Annotated in this window: 11 protein-coding genes; 3 read left to right on the plus strand and 8 right to left on the minus strand. The window is 63.6% G+C overall.

What is annotated here, in order from left to right; all coding sequences use genetic code 11:
* Positions 1–43: 43 nt before the first annotated feature.
* Complete coding sequence (locus AC5STI_RS11445; protein ID WP_495446731.1) at positions 44–607, minus strand: TetR/AcrR family transcriptional regulator; 564 nt, start codon at positions 605–607, stop codon at positions 44–46.
* Positions 608–814: 207 nt separating this feature from the next.
* Between AC5STI_RS11445 and AC5STI_RS11450 the strand changes: the two genes are divergently transcribed.
* On the plus strand, positions 815–1,288 hold the full coding sequence (locus tag AC5STI_RS11450; protein ID WP_495446732.1) for a nuclear transport factor 2 family protein: 474 nt from the start codon (positions 815–817) through the stop codon (positions 1,286–1,288).
* A gap of 63 nt (positions 1,289–1,351) precedes the next feature.
* Here the strand turns inward: AC5STI_RS11450 and AC5STI_RS11455 are convergent, their stop codons facing one another.
* The 3 genes from AC5STI_RS11455 to AC5STI_RS11465 form a co-directional block, all read right to left on the minus strand.
* The gene (locus AC5STI_RS11455) at positions 1,352–2,335 is read right to left on the minus strand and encodes a GlxA family transcriptional regulator (RefSeq protein WP_495446733.1); all 984 of its coding nucleotides are present in this window, start codon (positions 2,333–2,335) and stop codon (positions 1,352–1,354) included.
* Between the two features lie 22 nt (positions 2,336–2,357).
* Positions 2,358–4,832, minus strand: a complete 2,475-nt coding sequence (locus AC5STI_RS11460; protein ID WP_495446734.1) for a GcvT family protein — start codon at positions 4,830–4,832, stop codon at positions 2,358–2,360.
* Between the two features lie 152 nt (positions 4,833–4,984).
* Positions 4,985–6,505, minus strand: coding sequence for a trimethylamine methyltransferase family protein (locus AC5STI_RS11465; protein ID WP_495446735.1), 1,521 nt, complete (start codon positions 6,503–6,505; stop codon positions 4,985–4,987).
* A gap of 94 nt (positions 6,506–6,599) precedes the next feature.
* Between AC5STI_RS11465 and AC5STI_RS11470 the strand changes: the two genes are divergently transcribed.
* Entirely contained in the window at positions 6,600–7,514 is a 915-nt protein-coding gene (locus tag AC5STI_RS11470) for a LysR substrate-binding domain-containing protein (protein WP_495446736.1), read from the plus strand.
* Between the two features lies 1 nt (position 7,515).
* Here the strand turns inward: AC5STI_RS11470 and AC5STI_RS11475 are convergent, their stop codons facing one another.
* The 4 genes from AC5STI_RS11475 to AC5STI_RS11490 all read right to left on the minus strand — a co-directional run bounded on the left by AC5STI_RS11475 (position 7,516) and on the right by AC5STI_RS11490 (position 11,173).
* Positions 7,516–8,376, minus strand: coding sequence for a metal ABC transporter permease (locus AC5STI_RS11475; RefSeq protein WP_495446737.1), 861 nt, complete (start codon positions 8,374–8,376; stop codon positions 7,516–7,518).
* Positions 8,376–9,254 (minus strand): metal ABC transporter permease, encoded by an 879-nt coding sequence (locus AC5STI_RS11480; RefSeq protein WP_495447758.1) that lies wholly within the window; start codon positions 9,252–9,254, stop codon positions 8,376–8,378. The genes AC5STI_RS11475 and AC5STI_RS11480 overlap by 1 nt, the downstream gene beginning before the upstream one ends.
* Complete coding sequence (locus tag AC5STI_RS11485) at positions 9,254–10,171, minus strand: manganese/iron ABC transporter ATP-binding protein (RefSeq protein ID WP_495446738.1); 918 nt, start codon at positions 10,169–10,171, stop codon at positions 9,254–9,256. The genes AC5STI_RS11480 and AC5STI_RS11485 overlap by 1 nt, the downstream gene beginning before the upstream one ends.
* A gap of 99 nt (positions 10,172–10,270) precedes the next feature.
* A complete protein-coding gene (locus AC5STI_RS11490; protein WP_490399637.1) occupies positions 10,271–11,173 on the minus strand; it encodes a metal ABC transporter substrate-binding protein in 903 nt (300 codons plus the stop codon).
* A 282-nt stretch (positions 11,174–11,455) separates the two neighbouring features.
* Here AC5STI_RS11490 and AC5STI_RS11495 point away from each other — a divergent pair, with 282 nt between their 5' ends.
* A complete protein-coding gene (locus AC5STI_RS11495) occupies positions 11,456–11,860 on the plus strand; it encodes a hypothetical protein (RefSeq protein ID WP_495446740.1) in 405 nt (134 codons plus the stop codon).
* The last annotated feature ends 8 nt before the right edge of the window (positions 11,861–11,868 follow it).

Genomic DNA, 11,868 nt, shown 5'->3' on the forward strand with positions numbered 1-11,868 from the left:
GACAACGCAAGTGTTGCGCTCAGGCCGGCAAACCGCCCGGACGTCAGGCGATTGCCTGATCAATCAGCACCGCCGCCGCGGCGCGGGCATCCCGGGCCGCGGCGCTTCTGTGAGTCAGGGCAGCCAGAACAATCGCCCCCTCCTTCAGCACCATCAGCTGCCGCGCCAGCGCGTCCGGGTCCCTTGCCCCGGCCCCGGCCGCCAGACCCGTAAAATGCTCCTGCAACAGCCGCTTGTGCTCCGCCGCCTGCCTGTTTATCGGATCCTCCGGAGACTGATACTCGGCACTTGCCTTGATGAACATGCAACCCTGGAAACCGGGCTGTTCGAACCATTCCTCCAGCACATCAAACAGCGCCTCCAGCCGGCCGCGCGGGGTATCCGCCCGCGCCTCCAGCCGGCCGTACAGCCAAGTGCGGAAATCCTCGTCCCGCAGTTTCAGCACCGCCAGGATCAGCTCCTCCTTAGAGCGGAAATGCTTGTAGATCGAGGTTTTCGACACCCCCGTTTCCGCCGCCACCAAGTCCATTCCGGTAGCGTGAAAGCCGTTTCCATAAAACAGATCCAGCGACTTGCGAATCAGCTCGGCACGTTTGTTAGGCCGCATAGCACCTCCAGCGGAACGGTTTATGCACCGATCAGTTAACATTATTTGCGCTGCGGACGTCAAGCTAACCAGTTTCGCAAATTGGTTTTTCTCATTTAGAATCGGCAGATCACGCATCTGTGCGGACAGACAGCGGGCATTAGCCTTGAATAGATTAACTGATCAGTTCACCTTTGCATTCACAACTTGACAGATCGGTAAACAAACATGACAGAAGCTCCCCGCCCCCCGCTGCCTCCCTTCACCCGCGACACCGCCATCGCCAAGGTCCGCGCCGCCGAAGACGCCTGGAACGGCCGCAACCCCGAGGCCGTGTCCTTGGCCTACACCCCGGACACCAACTGGCGCAACCGCGCCGACTTCCCGCAAGGGCGCGCGGCAGTCCAGGCCTTCCTCGCCGCCAAGTGGGAGCGCGAAAACGACTACCGGCTGATCAAGGAGCTGTGGGCCTTCACAGGGAACCGTATCGCCGTGCGCTTTGCCTATGAATGGCACGACGCCGCTGGCCAGTGGTACCGCTCTTTTGGCAACGAGAACTGGGAATTTGCCGAAGACGGCCGCATGGCACACCGCTTCGCCTCGATCAACGACCTGGAGATCACAGAAGACGACCGCCTGTTCCACTGGCCGCAGGGCCCGCGCCCGGCAGATCACCCCGGCCTCAGCGATCTCGGCCTCTGACACCCCTGCGCGCCCCACTTGGCCGGGCTTGGCCGTCAGGCCGGCCCCCTCTTGCGGACCCGTCTAAAACGGCCGCTCCTGATGCGGCGACTTGCCGGTATAGCGGCGGTAGACCTTGGCGAAATGGGTCTGGCTGTTGAACCCCGATGCCAGCGCAATGTCGATGATCCGCATATTGGTCTGCAGCAGCAGACTGCGCGCATAGTCCAGCCGCAGCCGGGTGTAATAGACCTTGGGCGTGGTCTGCAGATACTTGGCGAACAGCCGCTCCAGCTGCCGCACCGACAGCCCGACCAGATCGGCTATACCGCCCGGCGTCAGCGGCTCCTCCAGGTTGCTGCGCATCAGGCTCAGCGCCGCCGCCAGCTTTTCATGCCGCACGCCCGTCCGGCCGTATTCGGAGACCGTCTGATCCTGGCTCCCCTTGCGGGCAGAAGAACAGACCATCAGATCCGCCGCCCCGGTTGCCACGGCGGCCCCGTGATGCTCCGAGATCAGGTTCAGCATCATGTCCACCGTTGCCGTGCCGCCGGCACAGGTGATCAGCTTGCCCTCCATGGTGAACAGCGAGTTCCTGACCTCCACATCCGGATGCGTCTCCGCCAGGATCGCCCGCAACGCCCAATGGGCCGAGACCTCGCGCCCCGCCAGCAGGCCGGAGCGCGCCAGCGCCAGCACACCGCCGCCCAGCGCGCCCAGGGTCACCCCCATCCGCTGCGCCTTCCTCAGCCAGCCCAGCACCTTCAGCGAGAGGCCCGGCTCCTGCCCCTGGCCGCCGCAGACAAAGATAATGCCGCCGCGCGCCAGCTCCGGCAGACCGCCGTCCACCGCCACGCTCAGCCCGTTAGGCGCGGTCACGGCCAAGCCGTCCTCGCTGACCACGCGCCAGTCATAGCGCTTGGTCCCGTCATATGTGTTCGCCGCTTCCAGCGCTGCCACCGCGCTGGACAGGTCCAGCGGCGAAAAGGCCGGCAGCAGCAGGAAGACGCAGCGGCAGGCCGGCACCGCCCGGGCCGCTTCGGGGAGCTTCCGCATCAGTTTCGTCATGGCATCCGCCCCCCTGCTCTCATCAGGCCCGCATATTGGCGCCATTGGCGTCGTAGACCGGCCCGCCCAGCACTTCGGCGCCGTACATCTCGCCCAGGATCTCGACCTGCAGCCGGGTGCCCGCTTCGGCGTGCTGAGCCGAGACATAGCCCATCGCCATCGACGCCTTTGCGTGATGCGCATAACCGCCGGAGGAGATGTAGCCGACCGCCTCGCCATCCTTGAGGATCGCCTCGTCGCCCGACACGTCGATGCCGTCCACGTCGATGGTCATGGTGACCAGCTTGCGGCTTGCCCCGGCCTCCCTGGCCTTCAGCGCGGCCTCCTTGCCGATAAAATCCTTCTTCCAGTTGATGAAGACATCCATGCCGCTTTCCACCGCGTCGAAATCGGGGCGGAAGTCCAGCGTCCAAACGCCCCAGCCCTTCTCCAGCCGCATCGACATCAGCGCCCGTGCCCCGTACCAGCGGTAGCCCAGATCGCTGCCCGCCTCCTCGACCGCCTCCGCCAGGCGCAGCAGGTACTGCGGCTTGCAGTAGATCTCATAGCCCAGCTCACCGGAGAAGCTGATCCGGTTCAGGATCACCGGCACGCCGCCCACAAAGGTCTGGCGCAGATCGCGGAACTTGAACGCCCCGCCCGACACATCCTCACGGGTGATCCGCTGCAGCAGCTGCCGCGATTTCGGACCCGACAGCGCAATCCCGTGCCAATCGTCCGAGACGTTCTGGTACGACACATCCGCGGGCAGATCCTTCTCGAACCAGCGGCGGTGCGCCTCCTGCATGGCGCCGGAGCCGAACAGCATGAAATGCTCCTCACCCAGGCAGGCCACGGTCAGATCGCCATAAAGCTTGCCCTTCGGCGTCAGCATCGGCGTCAGGGTCAGGCGGCCCGGCTTCGGCACATAGCCCGCCAGCACCCGGTCCAGATAGGCCCGCGCGCCTGCGCCCTTGAATTCATGCTTGGCAAAGTTGGCAATCTCGATGCCGCCCACCGCCTCACGCACCGCCTTGACCTCGCGCGCCACGTAATCATGCGACCGGTTGCGCTCGAATGTCGGCTCCTCATGCGCGTCCTCCGGCCCGTCGGCAAACCACAGCGCGTTCTCCAGGCCATAGCCCTGCCCCATCCGCGCGCCCTTGGCGACCAGCCGGTCGTACAGAGCGGTGGTCTTCTGCATCCGCCCCTTCGGCAGCGTCTCGTTCGGGAAGGTCATCACGAAGCGGCGCTCGTAGTTCTCGGTCGATTTCACGGTGCCCCAGTCGGGGGTCGCGAACTCGCCGAACCGCGCCACATCCATCGCCCAGACGTCGATGGACGGCTCGCCGTCGATCATCCACTCCGCCATGGTCAGGCCCACGCCGCCGCCCTGGCAGAAGCCCGCCATCACGCCCACGGCGCACCAGTAGTTCTTCATGCCCGGCACCGGCCCGATCATCGGGTTGCCGTCGGGGCCGAAGGTGAACGGTCCGTTGATCATATCCTTGATGCCCGCTTCCCCGATGGCCGGGATGCGCTCGAACGACATCTCCAGACGGTCGGCAATCCGGTCCAGATCCGGCTGCAGCAATTCGTGGCCGAAGTCCCACGGGGTGCCGCCCACCTTCCAGGGCGTGCCCTTCGGCTCATAGGTGCCCAGCAGCATCCCCTGCCGCTCCTGCCGGAAATAGATGTTGGCCTCATAGTCGATGCCGGCCGGCAGGCGGGTCGGGTGGTTGGCCACCGCGTCGATCTTGTCGGTGATCAGATAGTGGTGCTCCATCGGCTGCACCGGCAGGTTGATGCCCTGCATGTGGCCAACTTCCCGCGCCCACAGGCCGCCGCAGTTCACGATATGCTCGGCATTGATCACACCGCGCGGGGTGGTCACATCCCAGCTGCCGTCCGGGCGCTGGGTGGTCGCGGTTACGGGCGTATGGGTGAAATACTGCGCGCCGTGTACCTTGGCAGATTTGGCAAAGGCATAGGTCGCGCCCGACGGGTCCAGATCGCCGTCCTGATCGTCCCACAGCGCCGCGTGATAATGCTTCGGATCAATCAGCGGATGGCGCTCAGCCACTTCCTTGGGGCTGATGAATTCCTGGTTCAGACCCATGTACCGCGCCTTGGAACGCTCCCGCTTCAGGTAGTCGTACCAGGTTTTGTTCGACGCCAGATAAAACCCGCCGGTGATATGCAGGCCCACCGAGTGGCCGGAGGTCTCCTCAATCTCCTTGTACAGATCAATGGTATAGCTCTGCAGGCGCGAGATGTTCGGGTCCGACGAGATCGTATGGATCTGACCCGCCGCGTGCCAGGAGGAACCGGAGGTCAGCTCGTCGCGCTCCAAGAGCACCACGTCCTTCCAGCCGAACTTGGCGAGGTGGAACAGGATCGAGCAGCCAACGACACCGCCGCCGATGATCACCGCCTTGGCGTGGCTCGGCAGCTTCTTGTCGCCGGTGCTCTCCTCCTTGTGGATGTTGAGCGTCGATTGGGCAAAATTGTCTGACATGGGTTTGTCCTCAGGTCCGGGGCAAAGCGCGGGATTTGCTGCAAATGGCACCCAGGGGGTGCACAGGGGGTGTACGGGGGGTGCACAGGGGGTGCCGGGGCAATCCGGCACATCCTGCATCAGCTGAACTTATGCGTGAAGAAAGGGTCAACTCAGTACCACGCATCCGGGATCTCCTCCTTGCGGCGGGCGACATAGGCGGCCAGTTCCTCTTTCACCGCCTCATCCATCGGCGGCGCCTGATACTCGTTCAGCATCTGGTTCCAGCGCTCATAGGCGCGCTGGCGCATGTCCTTGGAACCGCCTTCCTCCCAGTTCTCGACATTCTCGCTGTCGCTCAGCTTCGGCTCATAAAACGCGGTCTGGTAGTTGCGCATGGTGTGGCCGGAGCCCAGGAAATGCCCGCCCGGCGCCACCTCTGCGTAAGCATCACGGGCCATCGCCTCGTCGCTGGTATCCAGCCCCTGGCTCAGCACCTTCTGGTAGGAGCCCAGCCGGTCCGCATCCATGATCAGCTTCTCGAACCCGGTGCACAGCCCGCCTTCCAGCCAGCCCGCCGAATGCAGCACATAATTGGCACCGGCCAGCATGGTGGAATGCATTGAGTCGGCGCTCTCATAAGCTGCCTGCGCATCCTCGATCTTGGACGCGGTCAGCGACCCGCCGCAGCGCAACGGCAGCCCGGCGCGGCGCGCCAGCTGGCCGATCGCATAGTTGGAGATCACCGGCTCCGGCATCCCGAATGTCGGCGCGCCGGACTTCAGCGACATGGACGACAGGAAGTTGCCCAGCACAAACGGCGCACCGGGCCGCACGATCTGGCTGAAGGCGCAGACCATCATCGCCTCCGCCATCGCCTGCGCCACCGACGCGGCGGTGGAGACCGGCCCCATCGCGCCCGTAAGGATAAACGGCACAACGATAATTCCCTGCCCGCGGGCGCAATAGGTGCGCACCGCCTCCGTCACCACTTTGTCGACCAGCAGCGGCGAATTGGTGTTCACATTGCCCATGATCACACAGTTTTTGTCCATGACGTCCTTGCCAAAGACGATCTCGGCCATATCCACGCTGTCCTGCGCGCGGGACATCTCGGTGATGGCACCCAGATGCGGCTTGTCGCTCAGCGTCATATGGGCAAACAGCATGTCGAAATGGCGCTTGCTCACCGGCACGTCGCAAGGCTCGCAGATCACAAACCCGCCGTGATGGAGGTTCGGATGCATGTAGGTGAGCTTCACCAGCTTCTCGAAGCTCTCCATGTCGCCATAGCGCCGCCCGCCCTCCAGGTCGCGCACGAACGGCGCGCCATAGATCGGCGCGAACACCTGGTTGTTGCCGCCAATGGTGACCGACCGCGCCGGATTACGGGCCAGCTGGGTGAACTCCCGCGGCGCCTTGGCACATAGGGCGCGGATCCACTGCGCATCGGCACGCACGGTGTCGCCGTCGATCTTCGCGCCCGCGTCCTTCCAGATCCGCAAGGCTTCTGGATCGTCGCGGAAGGCGATGCCGACCTCCTCGAAAATCCAGTCGACCTGGGCTTCCAGCCGGACCAGCTTTTCTTCGTCCAGCACGTCAAAGAACGGCAGCGTGCGCTGGATCCAGGGCGAGGCCGGTGCGCCCGCAGGGGCAGTGTTTCTATCGCGGGATGCGCGGGCGCGTCGGGCCATGGGGGTCTCCAGTGTTCAAAAGCTGCGTAACGATAAGATCCGCAGCCCGCGTTGTGACGGTTGAAAAATCTGATGATTTGGATAACACACAGTTATGCAAGACCTGTGGAAGCTCCTCACCAGCCCCCGCCACCTCATCGTTTTCGAGGCCGCAGCCCGGCACGGCTCCTTCACCCGCGCGTCGGAGGAATTGAACGTGCAGCAGCCTGCCGTCAGTGCGGCGATCAAACAGATGGAAGCGTCTTTGGGCGTTATTTTGTTCCGCCGCGGCCACCGCAAGGTGGAGCTGACGGGGGCCGGTATGCGGCTTTACACGGATGTGTTCAAAGCGCTGGAGGACATACTTTCCTCAGCCAAGGCGGTGCGGCAGTTCGGGCGCAATGACCATGTGACGCTCAATTGCTCGTCGGCTTTTGCATACTACTGGGTGATGCCAAGACTGGCCCAGCTGCATGAGGCGCACCCCGATATCGATCTGCGCCTGCAAAGCTCCGACCGGGAGCCGGATATCAATACAGAAGGGATTTCCTTGGCGGTGCGGCGCGGGGACGGCGACTGGCCGGACTGCCATTCCGCCCTGATCGCGCCGGAGGTGATCTTTCCCGTCGCCAGCCCGCGGGTGATGGCCTCCGCCGTCAACTTGGCGACGGTGCCGAACTTGCTGCATGAGCGGCTGATTCACCTGGAGGAGCCGATACGCGAGCGCCCCAGATGGCAGCAGTGGTTTGAACATTTCGGCGTCACCGGCAGGCCGCCGGCTGCCGGGATGCGCCTAAATGACTACGCGCTGGTGCTGCAGGCGGCGATTGCGGGCGAGGGCTTTGCCTTTGGCTGGCAGCATGTGACCGAGCCGCTGATCAAACAGGGCCTGCTGGCCGCCCGCAAGGAATGGTCCTGGACCACCGGGGCAGGGTTCTATCTGGTGTGGTCCAAGACCCAGGACCTGGTTCCCAACGCGGAACTGGTGCGCCAGTGGCTGCTGGAGATGGCCAGGCCCGGGACCGTTTAACTCACGCGGTCCCGGAGGTTTCCCTGGCGCGCTGCATCGACCTGCGATGCGTCAGATACAGCCGCCGCACAAAGGCGAGGATGAACAGCGCGGTCAGGATCAGCACGATGGTTGGCGCGGGCGCGCTGTCGAGGAAGAAGCTGGCATAGGTGCCCGCCAGCATCGAGAACATGCAGACCAGCACGGCCACCCACAGCATGGTGCTGAACTTGCGCACCACCAGGAACGCGATGGCACCGGGAGCGATCAGCAGCCCGATCGCCAGGATCAGACCCGCCGCCTTGAGCGTTGCCACGATCGTCAGCGACAGCGCCGCAAGCAGCCCGTAGTGCAGCACCGTGACCGGCAGGCCGGAGGCCTGCGCCTGCGCCGGGTCGAAGCTGTGCAGCAGCAAATCCTTCCACTTCAAGACCAGCGCCGCGCCGACCACCAGCGAGATGATGCCCGCGGTCCACAGCTCATCCGGCTCCACGCCCAGCATGTTGCCGAACAGGATGTGGTCCAGATGCGCGTTGGTTTCCATCCCCACGTACATCACGATGCCGAGCCCGAACATGCCGGAAAACACCACCCCCATCACCGTGTCCTGCTTGACCCGGCTGTTGCCCGCCAGAAAGCCGGTCGCCACCGCGCACAGCATACCGGCAGCAAAGGCGCCGATGATCAGCGGGAAGCCCAGCACATAGGCCAGCACAATCCCCGGCAGCACCGCGTGGCTGACCGCGTCGCCCATCAGCGCCCAGCCCTTCATCACCAGGAAGCAGGAAAGCAGAGCTGTGGGCACCGAAACGATCATGGAGATCCAGAAGGCGTTCTGCATGAACGCGAACTGGAACGGCATCAGCAGCGTATCGAAATCCATCACACCGCCTCCTGTTGTGCGGCGGGGCCGCGCTTCAGCGCTTCGCGCGCCTTGCGCTTGGCAGCCAGCAGCCCGTGTTTCGGAGCGAAGACGAACACCACCAGGAAAATCAGCGTTTGCAGCGTCACGATGATGCCGCCGGTGGCGCCGTCCAGAAAGTAGCTGGCATAGGCCCCAAGGAAGCTGGTGGCCGCGCCGATCAGCACCGACACCATGATCAGCCGCGGGAAGCGGTCGCACAGCAGATAGGCCGTAGCGCCGGGCGTCACCACCATGGCGATCACCAGGAACGCCCCCACGGTCTGCATCGCAGCCACGACGGAGGCCGACAGCAGCACGAAGAACACCGCCTTGAGCAATCCGGGCCGCAAGCCAATGGTCCGGGCATGGTTTTCGTCAAAGAAGGTGACCATCAGGTCCTTCCACTTGGCCAGCAGCACCGCAAGCGAGACAAATCCGATGATCGCCAGTTGAGCCGTGTCCTCCGGCGTGATTGCCAGGATATTGCCCATGGTGATGGTCTGCACCGAGACCGACATCGGGCTAATCGAGACGATGAACAGGCCAAGCCCGAAGAAGGAGGTGAAAATGAGGCCGATAATCACATCCACCTTGAGGCCGGAACGTTCCGACAGGAACAGCATCGCGCCCGCCGCCAACCCGCCGGCGATGAAGGCGCCCAGCGCAAACGGCAGACCCAGAATGTAGGCCCCCGCCACCCCCGGCACCACCGAGTGCGAGAGCGCGTCGCCAATCAGCGACCAGCCCTTGAGCATCAGATAGGCCGAGAGAAAGGCGCAAACGCCGCCGACCAGCGCGGAAACCCACATCGCATTGGTCATATAGCCGTAGGTGAACGGCTCCAGCAGGTATTCCATCACGGCTTACCCCCGCCCTCGCCGCTGCCCTCGCTGGTCTGGGTCTTTTCGCCGTACTGGACAAACGGGCGCTCGTCGTCGGTCAGGATGGTGACCTCGCGGGTGTCGCCATCGTCATGCAGCGCTTGGCCGCCCAGTGTGAAGTGGCGCAGAACGCCGCCAAAGGCATGTTCCAGGTTTTCGCGGGTAAAGGTGGTCTCGGTCGGGCCGTAGCCCAGCACCGTGCCCTTGACCAGCACCGTGCGGTCGCAGAATTCCGGCACGCTGCCCAGGTTGTGGGTGGAGACCAGCATCACCCTTCCCTCCGCGCGCAACTCGCGCAACAGGGCGATGATCTGCTCCTCGGTCTTCACATCGACGCCGGTGAATGGCTCGTCCAGCAGGATCACCTGCCCGTCCTGCGCCAGCGCGCGTGCCAGGAACACCCGCTTGCGCTGGCCGCCGGACAGCTCGCCGATCTGGCGGTGACGGAAGTCCTGCATGTTCACGCGGCGTAGCGCCTGATCGACGGCCTCGTGATCGGCAGCCTTAGGACGGCGCAAGAAACCCATGTGGCCGTAACGGCCCATCATCACCACGTCCTCGACCAGCACCGGGAAGGCCCAGTCGACCTCCTCCGACTGCGGCACATAGGCGACCAGGTTCTTGCGCAGCGCCTCTTTGACGGTCATCCCGAGAATACGGATTTCGCCCTGCGCGGCCGGGACAAATCCCATGATTGCCTTGAACAGGGTCGATTTGCCCGCCCCGTTCACGCCGACCAGCGCCGTGACGGTGCCGCGGGGAATGCCAAAGCTGGCATTCCACAGCGCGGTATGGCCGTTACGGTAGGTGACCGTGACATTTTTTGCGGCAATCCCGCCGTCCGCAGGCGCGGCGCTGGTGTTCATGATGTGGGTCTCGCTGGCATCAAGCATGGGCTGTCCTGCAGAGTTACACACAGAAATTGTGCTTTGTGAAATGAAACGCCCCACAACTTGCGCTGCGGGGCTGTTCGGATATGCAAAAAAGCGTTCTTAGTTGGTCACTTCGGTCAAACCGCGGGCAACGGTCTGAGAGGTGACCTTGAGCAGGTCCAGGTAGGTCGGCACCGGGCCGTCCGCTTCGCTGAGGGAGTCGACGTAAAGCTCCCCGCCATAGGCCACGCCGGTTTCGCGGGCCACCTGCTGTGCCGGGGCGGTGTTCACGGTGCTTTCGCAGAACACCACCGGAATGTCATTGGCGCGCACGCCGTCGATCACACCGCGCACCTGCTGCGGGGTGCCGACCTGATCGGCGTTCATCGGCCACAAGTACAGTTCTTTCATGCCGAAATCGCGCGCAAGGTAACTGAAGGCGCCCTCGCAGGTCACCAGCCAGCGCTTGTCCTCGGGGATTTCCGCGATGGAACGGCGCAGCGGCTCGATGGTGGCGCGCAGCTTGTCCTTGTATTCGCCTGCGTTCTTCACATAGACGGCGGCGTTTTCCGGGTCGTGCTCGGCAAAGGCCTCGACGATGTTGTCGATATAGATCAGCGCGTTATCCAGACCCATCCAGGCATGCGGGTTGGGCTTCCCCTCGTAGGAGCCGGCCGCGATCGGGATCGGGTCGATGCCGTCAGTCAGGGTGACGGAGGGCACGTCGTCGAGGTTTGACAGGAACTGTTCGAACCACAGCTCCAGGTTCATGCCGTTCCACAGGATCAGATCGGCATCGGACGCCCGTACGATGTCGCGCGGGGTCGGCTCATAACCGTGGATCTCCGCCCCCGGCTTGGTGACCGAGACGACCTCAGCGGCATCACCTGCCACATTGGCAGCCATGTCGGCCAGCACGGTGAAGGTGGTAACCACCTTCATCTTGTCCTCAGCCATGGCAGCGCTGGCAGCAACGGCCGCGACCGCTGCGGCGGAAACTGTCTTGAGCAGGTTCGAAAACATCCGATTCTCCGTTTTGAAGATGCCTTTGATGCATCGTTATTGCAAATCATTCGCAACTGTCAATGAAATTGAGAATGATTTGCAACAACAATCCCAGCCTGATCCAAAACGCGCCCTCGCGCAAGCCGCGTTAGAATAGGGTTAACCCCGGTTAACGACGTCTAAATATTGCCCGGATCGCGACCGCCATTTCGCCCAAATCCGCTCCCATTACTGAGTGTGCAGCCAGAACGGCGCAGGACTGAACCTGATCCCAAAACCGTCTGAGCGAGCACCTTTCCCATGATTTCACCTGGAAAACTCTCCAGCTGCTCCGCCGCAATCTGGCTGCTTGTCACCGGGTCCGCAGCGCTTGGCAGCCCGGTGCAGACCATTGAACTGCAATGCGGCGACGCCATGCGGCAGCCCCTGTGCGATGCATTGGCCGGAAGTCTGCGCCAGAGGTTTCCCGGAGCAGCGGTTTCAACGGCAGACGGTCAGAAAGCCGGGTCCGATCTGACCTTGCGATACGTCGGGCAGGCCCAGGCCGCGGACTGGATCTCCGGTTGCCTGGCCTGGCAGCACAGCGACGGCCGGACCGGTCAGGGCCCGGTCCTGGAGCAGTCGGTCATGGACGGGCAGCTCACGGCCGACAGCCTTGCGGACTTTGCCGGCCAGCTGGTCAGGCACACGGAATTCCCCCTGTAATTCAGCGA

The organism is Leisingera sp. CC-HEC096, assembly GCF_059429235.1.

What these genes read in the sequence shown, in the direction of transcription:
- AC5STI_RS11445 (WP_495446731.1), bottom strand. Translation starts at nt 607, where the DNA reads ATGCGGCCTAACAAACGTGCCGAGCTGATTCGCAAGTCGCTGGATCTG.
- AC5STI_RS11450 (WP_495446732.1), top strand. Translation starts at nt 815, where the DNA reads ATGACAGAAGCTCCCCGCCCCCCGCTGCCTCCCTTCACCCGCGACACC.
- AC5STI_RS11455 (WP_495446733.1), bottom strand. Translation starts at nt 2,335, where the DNA reads ATGACGAAACTGATGCGGAAGCTCCCCGAAGCGGCCCGGGCGGTGCCG.
- AC5STI_RS11460 (WP_495446734.1), bottom strand. Translation starts at nt 4,832, where the DNA reads ATGTCAGACAATTTTGCCCAATCGACGCTCAACATCCACAAGGAGGAG.
- AC5STI_RS11465 (WP_495446735.1), bottom strand. Translation starts at nt 6,505, where the DNA reads ATGGCCCGACGCGCCCGCGCATCCCGCGATAGAAACACTGCCCCTGCG.
- AC5STI_RS11470 (WP_495446736.1), top strand. Translation starts at nt 6,600, where the DNA reads ATGCAAGACCTGTGGAAGCTCCTCACCAGCCCCCGCCACCTCATCGTT.
- AC5STI_RS11475 (WP_495446737.1), bottom strand. Translation starts at nt 8,376, where the DNA reads ATGGATTTCGATACGCTGCTGATGCCGTTCCAGTTCGCGTTCATGCAG.
- AC5STI_RS11480 (WP_495447758.1), bottom strand. Translation starts at nt 9,254, where the DNA reads ATGGAATACCTGCTGGAGCCGTTCACCTACGGCTATATGACCAATGCG.
- AC5STI_RS11485 (WP_495446738.1), bottom strand. Translation starts at nt 10,171, where the DNA reads ATGCTTGATGCCAGCGAGACCCACATCATGAACACCAGCGCCGCGCCT.
- AC5STI_RS11490 (WP_490399637.1), bottom strand. Translation starts at nt 11,173, where the DNA reads ATGTTTTCGAACCTGCTCAAGACAGTTTCCGCCGCAGCGGTCGCGGCC.
- AC5STI_RS11495 (WP_495446740.1), top strand. Translation starts at nt 11,456, where the DNA reads ATGATTTCACCTGGAAAACTCTCCAGCTGCTCCGCCGCAATCTGGCTG.